Origin of the sequence: Vibrio astriarenae (assembly GCF_010587385.1) — a bacterium.
In the GTDB taxonomy this organism is placed as follows: Bacteria; Pseudomonadota; Gammaproteobacteria; order Enterobacterales; family Vibrionaceae; genus Vibrio; species Vibrio astriarenae.
In genome coordinates this window covers 1,547,134-1,564,862 of sequence record NZ_CP047476.1, presented here as the reverse complement: position 1 = coordinate 1,564,862, position 17,729 = coordinate 1,547,134, and the positions used below count along the sequence as shown (strand labels likewise).

Sequence of the window (17,729 nt, the reverse complement as noted above, 5' to 3'; positions counted from 1 at the left end):
GTATTTATATTAAAATACTACAAATAAACCCTTGTTTGACTCATTCCATACTAAGTAAGAAAGAATATTACAGCACTTATTAATAGTTAGAAGCGTGAAATATATAGCCGCCCGCACCATTGGTTGAATATATATTCATTTAAACGTTTTCCATGCGCATAAAAAAAGGGAGCCGAAGCTACCCCTTTTGTATGACTGTTAGGTCAATATTGCGCTAATTTTAATCTATCACTGTTTTTGAATTTTTTTAGCGATCAGAGAGCCCATCACCATCGACACGACAAATCCCAGCATTTGCAAATTACCAAACGACAAACTCGAAATTGCGGGTCCCGGGCAGATACCTGCGATGCCCCAACCGAGCCCAAAAAGCACTGCTCCGACAATCAGTGGCTTATCAATGTGGGTAAGTTTGCTAATAGCAAACGACTCTGCCGCTGCTGGCTTGCTGCGCGGCTTAATGAGGATATGATAACCGGGCACAAAGACCATCAACGCTCCCCCCATAACGAACGCCAAGCTTGGGTCCCAATCACCCGCTAGATCCAAAAATCCAATCACTTTTACTGGATCGATCATGCCAGAGAGTGACATGCCAAAGCCAAACAGCAGACCTGCGCTTAATGCGGCCATCGAGAAAAACAGATTCGGTTTCATTAGGCACCTCCTAAGTGAAAACGGACATAAACCGTCACAATTGCCACCGTCATGAAGGTACAAGTCGCCACAATCGAACGTACTGAAAAACGCCCCATCCCACAGATACCATGTCCACTCGTACAACCGTTGCCAATACGCGTGCCTGCGCCAACAAGAAGACCCGCTGCGATCACCGCTAGCCAAGATCCATTTGGCTCAGTCGGGATATCAACCCCTAGCCAGTTCACACTGATCGTCCCCGCGATCACCATACCGCTCAAAAACAGCCATCGCCAGCCTTTGTCACTGCTTCCCTGAGCAAACAGACCATTCACAATGCCGCTAATGCCAGCAATCTTTCCGTTAACCAGCAATAACACCAGTGCAGAGACACCTAATAACATTCCCCCAAATAGGGAGAGCCAAGGAATCGTAAAACTCATGACTTTTTCTCTTCTTGACAGAAAACACCGTGGAAGCTGGAAATCAGTGCCTCCACTCGTGGGTCAGCAAGGGAATAAAACACTTGCTGAGAGGATTTTCGTACCTTCACCAGTTGATGGTTACGCAATACGGTTAAGTGTTGTGAAAACGCAGATTGGCTGAGTGATGAGCTCTTTTGCAGATCCGCGACACACACTTCACCTTGCGTTAACTGACAAAGCACCAATAGACGGTCGGGATGAGCCATCACTTTTAGCATGTCAGCCGCCTCATTCACCTTGTCACGCATCTCGTTCAAATCGATTGCTGTTGCTTGCATCATTCACCTCTCACTTTCACACCCTCATGCACAAAAGCATAACCTGCCCTTTTATTTAGTCAATGCTAATTTAGCAAAAATAAATTTAGATAATTTTTTATTAGACTTTTCTAATTTAGTGATTTATGATTTTTGCCATCGAAGTGATATTGAAACGAAGAGGTTACTCCATGACTAAGGTTGTCATCATCGGTGGTGTCGCAGGCGGCGCTTCAGCAGCAGCAAGAGCACGCCGTTTAAGTGAAGAGGCAGAGATCATCATGTTCGAACGTTCTCCTTTTGTCTCTTTCGCCAACTGTGGTTTGCCTTATCACATTGGTGGCGACATCAAAGAAAGAAGTAAGCTGTTGCTACAAACGCCTGAAAGCTTTTTGGCACGCTTCAACGTGGATGTCAGAGTGACCTCAGAAGTAACCAGTATCAACCGCAATGCGAAAACCGTGACGGTGAAAAACCTGATTACTGGTGAAAGCTATCAAGAGAGTTATGATTTCTTATTACTCAGCCCAGGGGCGGCACCCGTTACACCACCCATTCCTGGCTTGGATAACCCGCTTACTCACTCTCTGCGCAACATTCCAGACATGGATCGCATCATCGCGACACTGCAAAGCAAAAACATTCAGCACGCGACCGTTGTTGGCGGTGGCTTTATCGGCCTTGAAATGATGGAAGCCTTCCACCAGCTCGGTATCAAGACCACACTACTGGAAATGGCTGACCAAGTGATGACGCCAGTGGATCGTGAAATGGCTGGGTTTGTACACCAAGAGATCCGCGATAAAGGGATCGACCTAAAGTTAAGTACTGCGCTTTCAAACGTTGAGTATATTGCCGACACTCACTCTCTGTCTTTGAGTCTCAGTAATGAAGAGCAGCTCAAGACCGATATCCTCATCATGGCTATCGGCGTGCGCCCAGAAACCAAGCTAGCACAAGAAGCTGGTCTGCAACTGGGGGAGCTAGGCGGTATTTATACCAACGACCAAATGCAAACCAGTGACCCTGCTATCTACGCAGTCGGTGATGCAATCGAAGAGAAAGATTTCTTAACGGGCAAACAAACACTGGTGCCATTAGCCGGACCAGCCAACCGTCAAGGTCGCATGGCGGCAGACAATATGCTGGGTCGAAATGAGCACTATCAAGGTACACAAGGTACCGCCATCTGTAAGGTGTTTGATCTTGCTGTGGCCTCTACTGGTAAGAATGAAAAGCAGCTCAAGCGCGAAGGGATTGAGTTTGAAAAGGTGTATGTCCACACCGCCAGTCACGCGAGCTATTACCCGGGCGCTGAAACCGTCTCATTTAAAATGTTGTTTGAACCAAAGTCCGGCAAGATTCTCGGTGCTCAAGCCGTGGGTAAAGAGGGTATCGACAAACGCATTGATGTGATGGCAGTGGCGCAGCGTGCAGGTATGACGGTGGAGCAGCTACAGCACCTTGAACTCACTTACGCCCCCCCTTATGGCAGTGCAAAAGATGTGATTAACCAAGCCGCTTTTGTGGCCAGTAATATTATCAAAGGAGATGGCAGCGCAATTCACTTCGACCAAATTGAGAATCTGTCAGATGATCAAGTGCTGCTGGATGTGCGCAATCCAAGTGAACTAGAAAGCGTTGGATTTATTGAAGGTGCGATCAACATCCCAGTAGATGAGCTTCGTCAGCGTATGAGTGAGCTGCCAAAAGACAAAGAGATTGTGATCTACTGTCAGGTTGGTTTACGCGGCAATGTTGCTTATCGTCAACTGGTTAACTCTGGGTTTAAAGCGAGAAACTTGTTGGGTGGATACCGAACCTACAAGTTTGCTCAAGCTTAAGCCATCAACGGAAGGGAGTAAGTACTCTCTTCCCTTTTTCTCCCTCCGCTAACCTTCACTTTATGAACTAAACTTTCGGACGAAGCACAAAAACTCCGGGAGTTCATATGTTTAAGCATAAAGTTTCTATACTGACAGGCGCACTTGCGTTAGCCATCGTGGGATGTGACTCTGATTCAAGTTCAACTGACACGACACCTTTTAGCCTAGCGGTATCCGATGCTGCTATTGATGAGGTTGACGAGGTGGTCATTGTGGTGAGTAAAGTCGCCCTAAAATCCGGCAGTGACCCAATCGTTTTCAACGTCTATCTGATGGATGAAGAAGGGAACCCGATCGATGAAGACGGAAACCCCTTAGAAGAAGGGGAAGATCCAATACCACTGTCGATTGATCTGCTGCAATATCAAGGCGGTGAAAGTCTAACGCTAATAAACGAACAAGTTGTCCCCGTTGGGCAATATCAAATGTGTCTTTTCGTTCATGATGGCGACCACCCTGACTACCCCTCTTATGTCATCGAGTCGGAAAACACAACTTCAATGCCTCTATCGGTAAGTGGCAATGGTAAATGCCCAACCGCTAACGGTGAAGAAGACGAGTTTACCGGCATCCTTTTTTTCAACAATGCCTTTACCATCAATACACCTAATAACGACTATGTGGTCGAGTTCGACTTAAGACGGGGTTTAAAGGAAGCGACAGGAAATGACGAGGGTTTCACCATTCAAAGAACATCGGTTTCATTGGTCAATACCATCTTAACTGGAGAGATATCAGGAACGGTGAGTTCAACGCTGTATGATGACTGCGAAACTGACACCGAGTCCATTACGGGGTATGCACACGCCCTTTACCTGTATCAAGGTGATGTAGATATAGATTCAATGACACCTTTTGCGGAGGGTGGGCCAGTCACTGCGGCCAACGTTGTCTTAGACGAAGAGACAAATATGTATCGCTATGAGTTTGGGTTTATTTCAGAGGGGGACTACTCGCTTGGTTATACCTGTACCGCCAATGATGATTCAGAGGATGGCATTGTAGAAAATGGCGAATTCTCAATCTACCGCGCTGAAAGCAATATCAGTGTCGTCGCTGATGAAGATACAACCGTAGATTTCAATTAGTATCCGTAGCCTGAGGCCGAAACTATCAAGCTTCGCCTCAGGTCAATGACAAAATAAGGCCAACTGCAATGCATAACACGCCGACCGCTCGTGTCCTGTACCACTGCTCCTTTAAGATATAGATCCCCATCAGTAAGCCAAAGATGATACTGATTTGACGCAAAGCGACCACCAAGCTGACATTGTCTGTCATCGTCATCGCAAATAAGACCAGGCCATAGGTGGTTGCCATCATCACCCCAGCCAACGCCGAAGGCTTGATAATGGCTGCTGCATTACCAAACTCCTGGCTATTACCAGAGAGGTATATCCAGATGACCATCGGGAAAAACATCGCCCAAAACTGCGAGCCGAGATAGAAAACGGCAGAGTATTGATCGTCCAACACATCAGAAGCCGTTTGGTTCAAATACAGCAGCGCCTCTTTGTCGACAATGGAGTAGCCCGTTGTACCAATCGCCGCCACCAGCGCCCACAGTACACCCAAGTTCAAATAGGCTTTAAGACGCAGCTCACTAAAACGCGCCAACGGCACAAACAAGCAACCGACAGTGATCACCACAAAGCCCAGCCATTGCTGTGCCTTTAATTCATAACCTAACAGTGCCGTGCCGAGCCCCACCATTAAAACCGGCAAGGCTCTGGCCATCGGATAAATGACACCAATATCCGCCTGTTTGTAAGCATAAGCCAATCCCACCAGATAGATCATTTGGCAGATACCGCTCACCAGTAGCAGTTGCCAAAAGGTCGCTGGCAGTGCATCAAAGCCTATGGTTGCCAAATACCAGATAAGGTAAGGAGTCAATAGTGTTGCCGCTGCACCTGATGTGGCGAGAAAGAACGCTGGGCCAGAGCTCTGATTTGATTTACCGAGGATATTCCAGCCCGCATGAAGAAAGGCCGAAATGACGACCAATCCTATTGCCCAAATTGACATTATTAATTACTGCTCTCGTTTCAGTTCTGCGAGCGATTCAATACTGATCGCATCATGACGCCAGTACTCGATATCACAATCGATGAGCTCACCTTTCTGGTCATAGTTGGTACGTTCAACCACCATTGCCGGTGTCCCTGACGTCGCACGAAGCGCTTGTGCCGTGTCCCCCAATAGGGAGCTTGTACTAACGCGATACTTAATTTTTGAATACACAACACCAAAGTGTTCTCGATAGATGTCAGTTAGAGAGAGAGACAAATCGAAGTCGAGAAGATTTGGAAACAGCTCTGGGCGCACAAAATTGGTCACACACATGACCGGGCGATCTTCTAGGCTGCGCACGCGGTCAATACGGTGAACTTCAGAGAAAGGTGCGAGATTGAGCAGTGAAGCGGCATGCTTAGGCGCTAAGATCGTTTTTGCTCCCAGTAACTGAGTGCTCGGCTCGCGGCCTTGTGACTTTGCCATATTCATAAAATTGAGCGTCTGAGTTGGGTCGTACACCATAGGCTCTGGTGAGATAAACCAACCTCTGCGATCTTCTCGATATATGCGCCCTTCCGCTTCCAATAGCGACAGCGCTTCACGCAATGTGACTCGAGTGGTATCAAAGGATTCTGCAAGTTTTCGCTCAGCGGGGAGTTTTTGTCTTGGTGACAATTGCCCTGATTCAATTTGCTCAACAATCACGTCTTTGATTTTTACGTACTGCAATTCAGTATCCTTTCATTCGTTTCCCTCTTAGCGAAGAAGCAAGAGGGAGTCTTTATTCTTATCTATGAGGTAAGTTAGCGCTTACGCCACGCTTGGGTGCGATTTTCAATCCATCGACCTAATGTCATGTGCAAAAGCTTGGCTGCACCTGCCGAGATCATGATCATGACTGCCATCGCTGCTGCTGCGCCGGTTTGCCCTGCGTCATCCATATTAAGGACTGCAACCGAAGCTGGAATCGTATTTGTAGAATACAAAAACACCACGGCTGACGTTGTTGTCATCGCGTTGATGAACATATAGGTGGCGATGTCTAAAATTGCAGGCACACATACCGGTAAAGTCACTTTAAAGAATAACTTATATTGTGGCAACTTCACCGAAGCCGCTGTGGCTTCTATCTCAGCAGGAAGCTGCTTTAGTGCTGTTACTGCCGTCATATGACCTACGGTGTAATAGTGCACGACGGTATTGATCACCAGAAAAATCATGGTGCCATACAATACGTTCAGCGGATTATTGGCATCATTGAAGTAGAAAATGTAACCCAAACCAAGCACCATGCCCGGCACCGCCATTGGAACGATACTGAGCATCTGCATGAGTTGACGCACTGGCGCAAACGCGCGGCCTTTCTCAATACAGTAGGCGCCAATGAAGATAACCATCGTACCGACAATCGCACTCCACATCCCAAGTTTCAAAGAGTTGTAGAATGGTGACCATCCATAGGTACTCATTTCAGCAAAGTTATAGTTATTCAGCGTCAGTGTTTTGTTCCACGGCCAAAAAGTCACTAGAGAGCCATACACCGCCATACCCAATACCGTTACAACAGCAAAGCAAATCAGTGAACAGTAGACAAAGCACATTGTATCTTTGACCTTGTTCGGCTCTGGTTCATACGCCACAGAGCGTGTATCAAAAAGATTCTTCTGTTTTTTCTTTACCCAACGATCAGCACCAAACGCTAAACCAGCGGGTAAAAGTAGCAAAATACTGGTGACCGCACCCATTGAGAAATTTTGCTGACCAACCACCTGCTTAAAGATATCCGTTGCCAGTACGTTGTAGCTTCCACCAATCACTTTAGGCACACCAAAGTCACAAACCACCAAGGTAAATACGACGATTAAGGTACTGATTAAACCATACTTAGCTGCAGGCAAAGTCACGATAAAAAACGTCTTGAACGGTGACGTTTTTAGCGCTCTAGCCGCTTCATAGAGACGAGCATCTGAGGTTCTTAACGAGGTCGTCAGGATCATTAAGGCGTGAGGAAAGGTCCAAAAAATAAGGCCCATAGATATCCCGATCAGGCCATAAACCGAGTTACCCAATAACAACTCTCGCGCTACACCTTGATTGCCGAAAAGGTATATCAGGCTGATTGCTGGCAGTAACGAAGGAGCCAGAATAGGTGCCGTGCCAAGAACTTTGAACACCCCTTTCATCGGCATGCAAGAGCGAGTGATCGCATAGGCGTAGCCAAACGCTAAGGTGGTGACGACGACGGTCACTAACAGACCAAGAGTAAAGGTGTTTTCTACCGACCGCCAAAGTGCTTGAGAAGCAAAGTAGGTGGCAAAGTTTTCAAGCCCAATAAAATCACCCTGTGAGTTCTGAACACTCTTTTTGAGCATGGCCCAGAGTGGCATCAAGATAAATAAGATCATCGATACCGATAGGAAAGCCAAAAATCCACCCAGAACGATGTTGTCTTTACTTAGCCGTTTAAGCCAAGAGCGTGACGATGCCGGATTCAATGTTCTCGTTTGCATGCGAGTTATCTCCATCTTGATCACCTACGCCGCTTTTTTCGCGTGTTGCATTTTTCTGTCATAGCCACGCAAACCTTCAGAATCAAGAGCGATATAACGGACATCTCCACGCATGATTTTAAGCTCATTGCATTGGCGAACAGGCATGTCGACATAAATCAGTGGGTGTTGGCTTGCATCTTGTAGGCGACATTCAACGCGACAGAACGCCCCCAGGAACTCCACAGCAACCACTTTCACTGGGATTGCATTGTTGTAATCGGTGACAAACCGCAGTTGCTCCGGGCGTACCGCGATATCAAGATAGTCGCCGCTAACCAACTCACGATTCTCCAGTACTGGTTTATTAATCAAGCGTTCAGCAATGCGAACTTGTGAATCGCTCACCACCGACGTTTCGATAAAGTTCATGCTGCCAACGAACTCTGCAACAAAACGTGTGGCTGGCTGCTGATAAATCTCTTCTGGTGTCCCTACCTGCTCAATCACACCATGATTCATCACAACAATCCGGTCTGCCATGGTTAACGCTTCATCCTGATCGTGAGTCACCATAATGGTGGTGATACCCAGTTTGCGTTGCAACTGACAGATCTCATCACGTAAGTGAGTACGCACTTTGGCATCCAATGCCGATAGTGGCTCATCCAGTAACAATAAGCCGGGTGACAATGCGAGAGCACGAGCCAGTGCGACTCGCTGCTGCTGACCACCAGAAAGCTGAGCGGGGTATTTTTGCCCTGAAGTCGGTAGGCCAATCATCTCTAGCCAATAGTCGACTTTTTCCAGCGCTTCTTTGTTTGCAATGCCTTGGTTTTTAAGACCAATTGCAATGTTTTCTTGCACTGTCAGGTTTGGAAACAGGGCATAAGATTGAAATACAATACCAAAGTCACGCTTTTCAGGAGGAAAAAAGGTGGTATCGACACCATCTTGAGCGATACTGCCAGATGTGGGTAAGTCCAGACCGGCAATAGCACGTAGTAATGTGGTTTTACCACAGCCCGATGGCCCGAGAAAACATACGAACTCACCCTTCTCGATGGATAGAGAGATTTGCTTCAATGCAGTGAATTGACCAAACTGCTTCACGACATTTTCAATATTCAGATAAGGTTGGATGGTCATCTTTCGACACTCCTTTAATGGTATATACCAATATTAGAAGTGTAATATTGCATCTAGGTGACAGATTTTTATCAGCTTTGTGAATTGATTTGAACGCGCACGTAAAAGCACAAATTGAGAATACACAAAGGCCAGTGCTGGGCACTGACCTTATCTTATTGCTTGTTATAGCCTCGAATTACGAGCGTGGCTCTGACTTCGCGTCAAACTTAGCTGCCCACTTTTTCAGAACGTCTGCACGCTCGTTACCCATGCGAGCAAAGTCCATCTCTGCCATGTTAGTTTCAACATCTGGGAAGTGCGCTACTGTCGCTTCTACCTCTTTGTGACCAACAACTGGGTACATCTCTACGTAGAGTTCATTCGCTGCTTTAGAGATAGACCAGTCGACAACACGCTTAGCCGCCTCTGATTCTTTCACTAGGCCAACCGCCTCTGACTCCCAACCGATACCCGCTGGTGTAATCACTTCAAGTGGTGCGCCTTGTGTCTTCAATTTTGCGCCACGGCTCGCCATTGAAATACCAATTGCAACTTCACCCATACCCGCTTCAACACATGGCTTCGAGCCTGAGTGAGTGTAGTGCGCGATGTTGTCATCTAGCTTCTGCATGTAGCTCCAACCTTGGTCTTCACCCATGTTTTGTAGCCATGCGGATACTTGCATGTAACCCGTACCCGATGATGCCGGATTCGGCATTGAGATATGACCTTTGTAAACTGGGTTTGTTAGGTCTTCCCAGCTCTTCGGCATTGGCAGATTGTGCTGTTTCGCGACGATTTCATTGAAGCAAATCGCGTTGAAGAACGCATCATTACCAAACCAAGCTTGCTCACCTTCAGGGTCATTAAGGCTAGCACGTAGCTCATCGACACCGTTTGGCGTGTAAGTCGAAAGAATGCCTTCATTTTTTAGGAGCGCCATTGAAGAACCCGCTAAGCCCCATACGACTTCAGCTTGAGGATTGTTTTTTTCCGCAAGTAGTTTCGCAGTCATGATACCTGTTGAATCACGAACCCATTTGATCGAGATATCTGGGTTTTCTGCTTCAAATGCATTTTTGTATTTTGCAAGAATATCTGTCTCAAATGCTGTGTAAACCGTCACTTCTTGTGCGGCAAAAGCATTCGTTGCTAATAGTGAAACGAGTGCTGCGATTGAACCTTTAACAAAACGGGTGCTCATTTTCTTCTCCAATAAAGAAAGATTTAATTTATTCGTCCGCAAACTTGGTCTGTACCAGATTTCGCTATTCAATCTAAATATCTGAGATGACGATTTTGTGAACACAATATGGCAGTTTTAAAACACTTGATGACAGTTATGTTAATCAAAAATCACGATGATATTGGATTATCTTGTATGAAAGTTTTGTTAAGAAGCACTTTTGACTATTTACCCCTCATCAATAGCGCTGATAAAGTTCACTTAAATTGGTATAGTCCAAAGGGCAAGATTAATGAGAAATGAATACCTACTTCTAACACCAGGACCTCTGTCTACCACTGAATCCGTTCGTTCAGCGATGCTCAAAGATTGGTGTACATGGGATGATGATTACAACAAAGAGATCGTTGAGGTCATTCGCTCCAAGCTAACTAAGCTTGCCACTGAGCAAAGTGGCTACACCAGCGTTCTAATGCAAGGGAGCGGAACCGCTTCTGTTGAAGCGACCATTGGCTCGGCAATGAAATCTGATGACAAGCTCCTTGTTGTCGACAATGGCGCGTACGGTGCTCGAATCGCGCAGATCGCCGAATACCTCAATATTGAATGTTGTGTTGTTTCTCCAGGGGAAACAGCTCAACCATCGCTTGATGAGATACAAGATGCACTCATCAATGATAAAGCAATCACACACGTTGCCATCGTACATTGTGAGACGACGACGGGGATGCTAAACCCAATTCAAGATGTCATCAGTTTAGCCAAGTCACATGACAAAATCGTTATCTTAGATGCGATGTCGAGCTTTGGTGGTATTCCAATGGACATTGGTGAGCTGGGTATCGACTTTATGATCAGCTCTGCTAACAAGTGTATTCAGGGTGTACCTGGTTTTGGGTTTGTGATTGCCAAGCAAACTGAGCTAGAGAAGTGTCAAGGGCGCGCACACTCACTGAGTCTCGATCTCTATGACCAATGGCACTGCATGGAGGCGAATTATGGTAAATGGCGCTTTACCTCCCCTACTCATACCGTTCGAGCCTTTTATCAAGCCTTGCTTGAGCTGGAATTAGAGGGTGGTATCACCGCACGTCACCTGCGCTATACCACCAATCAAAAGGCGCTCGTTGCTGGGATGAAAAAGTTGGGCTTCACCCCACTTTTGGATGAATCTTTACACTCTCCGATCATTACCTCTTTCTACTCACCTACTCACAGTGACTATCAGTTCAAAGAGTTTTACTTACACCTGAAAGAACAGGGGTTTGTGATCTATCCAGGTAAGGTTTCCAATGCCGATTGCTTCCGTATTGGCAACATTGGTGATGTGAATCCTGACGATATTGAGCGCCTGATTATCGCGATAGAGAAGGCGATGTATTGGGAGATGGCAGCATGACTTTGATAACTCCTGACATGATGTCTACCGAGCAAAGTACCCATTTTCGTAGCGAAGGGGACATCAATACTACACCAGCACGCCAAGCTTGGAATCAATCACTGCAAGATGAGAGAACTCAAACTCTACTTAAGAGGGACGAAGAGGTCTTTCTCCATCAAGCGATGTCAACTCCTTGCCTGGATACGCTAGAGGGTGCAGAAGGCATCTATCTTCAAGACACGACCGGTAAGCGCTACATGGACTTTCATGGTAATAATGTCCATCAATTGGGCTACGGGCACCCACATGTTATTAAGCGTGTGACAGAGCAAATGGCTAGCCTACCCTTTTCCCCACGTCGTTTTACTAACGAAACGGCTGTTGCTTGCGCAGAAAAGCTGACACAGATCTGTGGCGGTGAGCTCAATAGAGTGTTGTTTGCCCCTGGCGGCACCTCTGTTGTCGGCATGGCCCTGAAATTGGCGCGTCATGTCACGAATAACTTTAAAGTGGTTTCGCTTTGGGACTCATTTCATGGAGCCTCACTGGACGCGATTTCTGTTGGCGGAGAGGCTTGCTTTCGTGAAGGTATGGGACCTTTGATGGCGGGCGTTGAGCGCATACCTCCAGCCGTTTCATACCGTGGGGCCTTTCCTCGTCCGGAAGCCAGCGATGAAGAGCGTGACGTCCATTACGCTGATTACCTTGAATACGTCATCGAAAAAGAAGGTGGCATCGGTGCCTTTATCGCTGAAGCAGTACGCAACACTGATGTGCAAGTACCAAGCAAAGCCTACTGGAAACGCGTGAGAGAGATTTGTGATAAACATAATGTCATGCTGATCATCGATGACATCCCTAACGGCATGGGACGCAGTGGTGAATGGTTTACCTATCAAGCCTACGATATCGAGCCAGATATTTTATGTATTGGCAAAGGACTAGGGGGTGGACTCGTCCCAATTGCTGCCATGGTAACGAAAGACAAATACAACACTGCGGCCCAAGTTTCGCTGGGCCACTACACTCATGAAAAAAGCCCAATAGGTTGTGCTGCGGCATTAGCGACGATGGAAGCAATCGAACAAGAGCAGCTTCTAGCGAAAGTTCAAAAAGATAGCCAGTTTATGCACGAGCAACTAGAGCGCATGAAAGACACCTACCCAATCATTGGTGATGTACGTGGTATTGGTCTGCTTTGGGGAATCGAATTAGTCACCGACAGATCCACCAAAGAGCGTGCCTTCGCTGAAGCAGAGGCGGTGCTTTACCAGTGCTTAAACGACGGTATCAGCTTCAAAGTATCACAAGGCAACGTGATTCAGTTGAGCCCACCTTTGATCATCGCACGTGATGATCTGCAAATCGCACTCAACATTTTTGAATCTGCAATTAAACAAGTAAGCCAAACTTTTGGTTATGCAATTAACGATTAAGTCACTATCTCAATCAAATCTGACAGGATAAACACATGAACAATGCACCTCAAATTCAAGCCGTTATTTTCGATTGGGCTGGTACCATCGTCGACTTTGGCTCTTTCGCCCCGACTTCTATTTTTGTGGAAGCTTTTAAACAAGGGTTTGATTTTTCCATCTCGCTTGAGGAAGCGCGCGTGCCGATGGGGCTAGGAAAGTGGGACCACATTAAAGCCGTCGGGAAACTCGACTCGGTTGATCAACGCTGGAATCAATGTTTTGGTCGTTCGATGAATGATGACGATGTCGACCGTATCTATGAGATGTTTATGCCACTTCAAAAGGCCAAAGTCTCTGACCATGCAGAACCGATTCTAAACGCGATTGACGTCGTCGACGCACTGAAAGATAAAGGCATAAAAATCGGCTCTTGTTCTGGTTATCCACGAGAAGTCATGGATGTTTTGATCCCTGTCGCGGCGGACTATGGCTACAAGCCTGATTGTATTGTGGCGACAGATGATCTGCCGCAAGGTGGACGTCCTGCGCCATTTATGGCGCTGAAAAACGTCATCGAACTTGGCGTCACCAACGTAGCAGCGTGTATCAAGGTAGATGATGCGGTCCCTGGCATTGATGAAGGTCATAATGCAGGTATGTGGACCGTTGGTCTGCTACTCTCAGGTAACGAGGCTGGCTTGACGTTTGAAGAGTATCAAGCAGCCGACGAAACCACATTGTCAGTCGCTCGTGAAAAAGCACGCAAAGTGATGCAGAAAGCCACACCACACTACCTAATCGACACCATCTCCGACCTTCCTCAAGTTATCGAAGATATTGAACGCCGCTTAGCGGCTGGTGAGCGCCCATAAACCAAAAAAGCGCTTAACATTACGTTAAGCGCTTTTCCTAAGATATATTTGGTAATCTAAGCCGTTGCGTAAATCACACTACCATCTTTAATTAGATCAATAATGTCTCGAGCCAACTCAGGAGGTAGTGCTGGACAACCCCAGCTTCGTCCAAGATAGCCATTTTGCCTAATAAAAGACTCCGTAGCATAATCGGCTCCGTGAACCACAATATAACGCTCACGCGCTTTGTCATTCTGCCCTTTGCTCAAACCATCTAGACGCAAAGAGTAGCCATTGCCACCGTAGTATGTATCATCGGTCAAAAAAGTGCCCAAAGAGGTTTTACGAGAATTTACTACGTTAGAGAACTTGGTTGCCGTCTTGCCACCACTGTTCACGCCATGTGAAACGTAGGTGTTATACAATAATTCTTGCTTATCGAGATCGATAACAAAGAAGCGTTTTTCTGTAGACGGTCTGCTGTAATCAATAATGGTTAATAGTGATTTTCGTCTGTCCTTAGCGCTATCGTATGCAATGTAAGCATCTCGATAGACTTCAAAATCCAACTGTCCTTTCAATCCAACCTTGTTGTAAGTTTCCTTAATCAAGCTTTCTGTTGTTGCTTGTTGTTCCGTTTGCTTGTTTGATGTACTGGCGAAGACAGCCAGTGGCATGGCAAGCACAGCCCATACCAAAATATGTACAAATTTTTTCATTGTCAGTAAAACTAATATGGCAATAAAAAGTGAATAAATTTATATACTTAATTAAATATATAATCCCTCAAGTTCCTTTTGATAGGATAACGTCAAGCAGACCTCACCAAACCTATTGGTAGGACACTCAACACATAATTAATTATCTACATAAATATGAGCTCAAATTTTAATTAATAATAAAAAATGAAACTCACAACCACTTAAGTAGGTTAATTAATTGATCGCTTTTTGTTAAAAGCAAATCGATACTCTCCGCTGTTTTACCAGCGCATGAATAGTATATTATTTGATCTATCAATAAAACCACAAGATCGTAATTTTACTCGCTCCTGACAGAGCGAAACCCTTACCAAGCAAGGGGTGAGTTAAACTTTAGTATTTACTATCAGATACCTACAACAAAAATCAATCGATCAATATTCATTCAAAATTTGTGACAAAAGTTGTCATTATACAACTGATTTCAATGTAAAAATCATGGCTTCCTGGCTAAATCTCGAGCAATAATTAACGCTAACCCAAAGATCTGAAGAAACAGGGCAATATTACGATAGTGGGCAACCTTGTCTTGAATAGAGGTTATTCGCTCAGCAATTTCAAGGTTATTTAAGTAATGATCATCTATCCGCTCTCTGTATCTAAACTGAGCTTTATCGACAGCATCAAGAACCGTTTCAAGGCTCCTTTGCGAAAGATCCGTGACTTCAACCGCCGTCCATAAGCGCAGCTGCTCCATTAGAGCGACCTCTACTTCACTTGGTACAGAAACCAATGTACTAAGATGCATGTGCTGTAAAAGTGCTTCACGCTTACGCTCCAGCGTTTCGACACTATTCCAATCCAACTGTATCGAATACTGATTTTGAGCCTCTCGGGCACTGAGGTTTGAGATTTTTTGGTTGTAAGAATCCACCACCAAACTCGATATTAGTATCGCTAAAATATTGAGAATTAGGCCAGCAAGAACAAGAACCCAAGGAGGGGGGATTGAGATATAACGTCTGCCCATCGAAACTCCATATTGACTCGCCACATGAACAGAGTCTAGACGAGTTACACCAAGCTAGCGACAGATAGCAAAAAGGAGAGCATTTCGCTCTCCTTCTTTAGTATTCAACATTGAGTATCAATTACTCTTGGTTGTCACGACGGCCATGGCCACGTTCGCCACGGTAGTTACCACGGTTGTCGCCACCACGGTTGCGGTCAAAACGACGCTCGCCATCACGACGGCCACGACCACCTTCACGGTTACCATCGCGATTGCCACGGTATCCGCCGCGGTTGCCATCACGACCACCTTCACGATTACCGTCGCGGTTGCCGCGGTATCCACCACGGTTACCATCACGACCGCCATCACGACGACCACGAGGTTCACGGAAGTCATTGAAGTCAACAACAACAGCACCCGCTTCTTTTTGACGAATGCGTAGCTTGCTTAGCTTACCTGCAACGTCAGAAGGCATTGCTTTTGGTAGCTGAACGTAAGTTTCGCCACGGTCTAGCTTGATTGCACCGATAGAACCTTTCGTTAGGCCAAGCTCGTTTGCTAGTGCGCCAACGATGTCTTTCACCTGAACGCCTTGCTCACGGCCAACTTGAAGCTGGTAAGTATCCCAATCTTGGTTGCTGAAGTCACGGCCACCGCGCTCACCACGGCCACCATCACGACCGCCATCACGGCGATCACGACGACGCTGTTTGTCGCGCTCGATTGCAGCGATCATTGGGTCTTCGCCAATGTAGAATAGAGGACGCTTACCTTGCTGACGCTTAAGAAGAATCGCAGCCAGTGTTGTTGCGTCGATCTCTAGAGACTCTTGCAGTTTCTCAACTAGCTCAGAGAACTTCTCTAGTGACTTGTGCTCTTTCTCAGCTTCAAGCTCAGCACCTAGTTTAACTAGACGTGCTTCTGCCACTTTGTCACGCATTGGAAGTTGAATCTCTTCCATTGAAGACTTAGTTACACGCTCGATAGTGCGAAGCATGCGCATTTGGTTAGTGCGAACTAGAAGAATCGCTTTACCTTTACGTCCAGCACGGCCAGTACGACCGATACGGTGGATGTATGATTCAACATCGAATGGGATGTCGTAGTTAAATACGTGTGTGATACGTGGAACGTCAAGACCACGAGCAACAACGTCAGTCGCAACAAGGATGTCGATAACGCCTTGTTTGATGTTGTCTACGGTACGCTCTCGTTGAGACTGAGGAATGTCACCGTGAAGTGCTGCTGAACGGAAACCGCGAGCAGTTAGCCAATCAGATAGACGTTCAGTATCTTGGCGAGTACGTACGAATACGATAGACGCGTCTGTTTCTTCAGTTTCGAGAAGACGAGACATTGCTTCATCTTTCTCTACACCTTTAACAACCCAGAACTGCTGCTCTACTTTATCAACTGTGTGGTTTTTACCCGCAACGTCAACAGTTTCAGGATCACGCAGGAAGCGCTCAACAATGTTTTTCAGCATTGGAGGCATAGTCGCAGAGAAGAGTACACGTTGTGCAGATTCAGGAGCGTGCTCCATGATTGCAGTTACATCGTCAACAAAACCCATGTTCAGCATCTCATCCGCTTCATCAAGAACGAATGTTGATACTTCATCTAGGTGCAGACGGTCACGGTTAATAAGGTCTTGAACACGACCAGGAGTACCTACAACAATGTGTGCGCCATTTTTAAGAGCACGCATTTGGTCAACGATAGATGTACCACCGTAGATCTCAAGTACTTTCAGACCAGAGATGTTGCGACCTAGGTTTTTCACTTCAGCAGCAACTTGGATAGCAAGTTCACGCGTCGGTGCAAGAACGATAGCTTGAGGCTTACGCTGTGCAAGGTCTAGTTTGTTTAGAAGTGGTAGAGAGAAAGCGGCTGTTTTACCAGTACCGGTTTGAGCTTTACCTAGCGCATCAGCACCTTTCATTAGGTGAGGAATTGCAGCTGCCTGGATAGGAGTCGGTGAAACAAAGCCCATTTCGTTAAGAGCAGAAAGGATAGAATCATTCAGCGACAGGTCGCTAAATTTGATTTCAGAATCTTGCATTGGGGATCCCATAAATTAATAAAACAAAAGGTCCCACGAGCTCTACCAAATCCAATACCAATCCAAATAAAGAGCTGATTCCGTTCAGATGCGGACAAGTTTTAAATCGCATCAAGCACTAGGGACGTCATCAAGGGGCGGGATTATTCCCTAAATGCACAAAAAAAGCTAGAAAAAATTGAGTTAGGTCACAAATTTTCTTTACATTT

The 17,729-nt window shown here is 46.1% G+C and carries 16 protein-coding genes; 5 read left to right on the top strand and 11 right to left on the bottom strand.

Going from position 1 to position 17,729, the window contains the following annotated elements; genetic code table 11:
* Positions 1 to 228 precede the first annotated feature (228 nt).
* The 3 genes from GT360_RS21200 to GT360_RS21190 are packed head-to-tail and all read right to left on the bottom strand — an operon-like array spanning position 229 to position 1,402.
* The gene (locus tag GT360_RS21200) at positions 229 to 657 is read right to left on the bottom strand and encodes a YeeE/YedE family protein (RefSeq protein ID WP_164650951.1); all 429 of its coding nucleotides are present in this window, start codon (positions 655 to 657) and stop codon (positions 229 to 231) included.
* Positions 657 to 1,082 carry a YeeE/YedE family protein gene (locus GT360_RS21195; RefSeq protein ID WP_164650950.1) on the bottom strand — a complete coding sequence of 142 codons (426 nt, stop codon included), beginning with the start codon at positions 1,080 to 1,082 and terminating at the stop codon, positions 657 to 659. The genes GT360_RS21200 and GT360_RS21195 overlap by 1 nt, the downstream gene beginning before the upstream one ends.
* Positions 1,079 to 1,402: an ArsR/SmtB family transcription factor gene (locus GT360_RS21190; RefSeq protein WP_164651202.1), complete on the bottom strand. Its 324-nt coding sequence runs from the start codon at positions 1,400 to 1,402 to the stop codon at positions 1,079 to 1,081. The genes GT360_RS21195 and GT360_RS21190 overlap by 4 nt, the downstream gene beginning before the upstream one ends.
* 170 nt (positions 1,403 to 1,572) lie before the next feature.
* Between GT360_RS21190 and GT360_RS21185 the strand changes: the two genes are divergently transcribed.
* Entirely contained in the window at positions 1,573 to 3,225 is a 1,653-nt protein-coding gene (locus GT360_RS21185; protein WP_164650948.1) for an FAD-dependent oxidoreductase, read from the top strand.
* 107 nt (positions 3,226 to 3,332) lie between these two features.
* Positions 3,333 to 4,355 (top strand): DUF4382 domain-containing protein, encoded by a 1,023-nt coding sequence (locus GT360_RS21180; RefSeq protein WP_164650946.1) that lies wholly within the window; start codon positions 3,333 to 3,335, stop codon positions 4,353 to 4,355.
* Positions 4,356 to 4,392: 37 nt separating this feature from the next.
* Here the strand turns inward: GT360_RS21180 and GT360_RS21175 are convergent, their stop codons facing one another.
* The 5 genes from GT360_RS21175 to GT360_RS21155 all read right to left on the bottom strand — a co-directional run bounded on the left by GT360_RS21175 (position 4,393) and on the right by GT360_RS21155 (position 10,107).
* Positions 4,393 to 5,295, bottom strand: coding sequence for an EamA family transporter (locus tag GT360_RS21175; RefSeq protein ID WP_164650945.1), 903 nt, complete (start codon positions 5,293 to 5,295; stop codon positions 4,393 to 4,395).
* A gap of 6 nt (positions 5,296 to 5,301) precedes the next feature.
* A complete protein-coding gene (phnR, locus tag GT360_RS21170; protein ID WP_164650942.1) occupies positions 5,302 to 6,012 on the bottom strand; it encodes a phosphonate utilization transcriptional regulator PhnR in 711 nt (236 codons plus the stop codon).
* Between the two features lie 74 nt (positions 6,013 to 6,086).
* Positions 6,087 to 7,808: a putative 2-aminoethylphosphonate ABC transporter permease subunit gene (locus GT360_RS21165; protein ID WP_164650941.1), complete on the bottom strand. Its 1,722-nt coding sequence runs from the start codon at positions 7,806 to 7,808 to the stop codon at positions 6,087 to 6,089.
* Positions 7,809 to 7,817: 9 nt separating this feature from the next.
* Positions 7,818 to 8,921: a putative 2-aminoethylphosphonate ABC transporter ATP-binding protein gene (locus GT360_RS21160; RefSeq protein ID WP_164650939.1), complete on the bottom strand. Its 1,104-nt coding sequence runs from the start codon at positions 8,919 to 8,921 to the stop codon at positions 7,818 to 7,820.
* Between the two features lie 178 nt (positions 8,922 to 9,099).
* Positions 9,100 to 10,107 carry a putative 2-aminoethylphosphonate ABC transporter substrate-binding protein gene (locus tag GT360_RS21155; RefSeq protein ID WP_164650937.1) on the bottom strand — a complete coding sequence of 336 codons (1,008 nt, stop codon included), beginning with the start codon at positions 10,105 to 10,107 and terminating at the stop codon, positions 9,100 to 9,102.
* Between the two features lie 274 nt (positions 10,108 to 10,381).
* Between GT360_RS21155 and phnW the strand changes: the two genes are divergently transcribed.
* The 3 genes from phnW to phnX are packed head-to-tail and all read left to right on the top strand — an operon-like array spanning position 10,382 to position 13,760.
* Positions 10,382 to 11,488, top strand: coding sequence for a 2-aminoethylphosphonate--pyruvate transaminase (gene phnW, locus GT360_RS21150; RefSeq protein WP_164650935.1), 1,107 nt, complete (start codon positions 10,382 to 10,384; stop codon positions 11,486 to 11,488).
* Positions 11,489 to 11,505: 17 nt separating this feature from the next.
* Positions 11,506 to 12,906 carry an aspartate aminotransferase family protein gene (locus tag GT360_RS21145; protein WP_164651201.1) on the top strand — a complete coding sequence of 467 codons (1,401 nt, stop codon included), beginning with the start codon at positions 11,506 to 11,508 and terminating at the stop codon, positions 12,904 to 12,906.
* A gap of 35 nt (positions 12,907 to 12,941) precedes the next feature.
* On the top strand, positions 12,942 to 13,760 hold the full coding sequence (gene phnX, locus GT360_RS21140) for a phosphonoacetaldehyde hydrolase (protein ID WP_164650933.1): 819 nt from the start codon (positions 12,942 to 12,944) through the stop codon (positions 13,758 to 13,760).
* A gap of 56 nt (positions 13,761 to 13,816) precedes the next feature.
* Here phnX and GT360_RS21135 read toward each other — a convergent pair whose 3' ends face one another.
* The 3 genes from GT360_RS21135 to GT360_RS21125 all read right to left on the bottom strand — a co-directional run bounded on the left by GT360_RS21135 (position 13,817) and on the right by GT360_RS21125 (position 17,520).
* Positions 13,817 to 14,461 carry a murein L,D-transpeptidase catalytic domain family protein gene (locus GT360_RS21135; RefSeq protein ID WP_164650931.1) on the bottom strand — a complete coding sequence of 215 codons (645 nt, stop codon included), beginning with the start codon at positions 14,459 to 14,461 and terminating at the stop codon, positions 13,817 to 13,819.
* Positions 14,462 to 14,939: 478 nt separating this feature from the next.
* Entirely contained in the window at positions 14,940 to 15,473 is a 534-nt protein-coding gene (locus tag GT360_RS21130; RefSeq protein ID WP_164650929.1) for a DNA mismatch repair protein, read from the bottom strand.
* Between the two features lie 121 nt (positions 15,474 to 15,594).
* Complete coding sequence (locus GT360_RS21125) at positions 15,595 to 17,520, bottom strand: DEAD/DEAH box helicase (protein ID WP_164650927.1); 1,926 nt, start codon at positions 17,518 to 17,520, stop codon at positions 15,595 to 15,597.
* Positions 17,521 to 17,729: the final 209 nt, after the last annotated feature.

Bases quoted from the DNA above. Each gene is read 5' to 3' on its own strand.
- GT360_RS21200 (WP_164650951.1), bottom strand. From the start codon at position 657: ATGAAACCGAATCTGTTTTTCTCGATGGCCGCATTAAGCGCAGGTCTG.
- GT360_RS21195 (WP_164650950.1), bottom strand. From the start codon at position 1,082: ATGAGTTTTACGATTCCTTGGCTCTCCCTATTTGGGGGAATGTTATTA.
- GT360_RS21190 (WP_164651202.1), bottom strand. From the start codon at position 1,402: ATGCAAGCAACAGCAATCGATTTGAACGAGATGCGTGACAAGGTGAAT.
- GT360_RS21185 (WP_164650948.1), top strand. From the start codon at position 1,573: ATGACTAAGGTTGTCATCATCGGTGGTGTCGCAGGCGGCGCTTCAGCA.
- GT360_RS21180 (WP_164650946.1), top strand. From the start codon at position 3,333: ATGTTTAAGCATAAAGTTTCTATACTGACAGGCGCACTTGCGTTAGCC.
- GT360_RS21175 (WP_164650945.1), bottom strand. From the start codon at position 5,295: ATGTCAATTTGGGCAATAGGATTGGTCGTCATTTCGGCCTTTCTTCAT.
- GT360_RS21165 (WP_164650941.1), bottom strand. From the start codon at position 7,808: ATGGAGATAACTCGCATGCAAACGAGAACATTGAATCCGGCATCGTCA.
- GT360_RS21160 (WP_164650939.1), bottom strand. From the start codon at position 8,921: ATGACCATCCAACCTTATCTGAATATTGAAAATGTCGTGAAGCAGTTT.
- GT360_RS21155 (WP_164650937.1), bottom strand. From the start codon at position 10,107: ATGAGCACCCGTTTTGTTAAAGGTTCAATCGCAGCACTCGTTTCACTA.
- phnW (WP_164650935.1), top strand. From the start codon at position 10,382: ATGAGAAATGAATACCTACTTCTAACACCAGGACCTCTGTCTACCACT.
- GT360_RS21145 (WP_164651201.1), top strand. From the start codon at position 11,506: ATGATGTCTACCGAGCAAAGTACCCATTTTCGTAGCGAAGGGGACATC.
- phnX (WP_164650933.1), top strand. From the start codon at position 12,942: ATGAACAATGCACCTCAAATTCAAGCCGTTATTTTCGATTGGGCTGGT.
- GT360_RS21135 (WP_164650931.1), bottom strand. From the start codon at position 14,461: ATGAAAAAATTTGTACATATTTTGGTATGGGCTGTGCTTGCCATGCCA.
- GT360_RS21130 (WP_164650929.1), bottom strand. From the start codon at position 15,473: ATGGGCAGACGTTATATCTCAATCCCCCCTCCTTGGGTTCTTGTTCTT.
- GT360_RS21125 (WP_164650927.1), bottom strand. From the start codon at position 17,520: ATGCAAGATTCTGAAATCAAATTTAGCGACCTGTCGCTGAATGATTCT.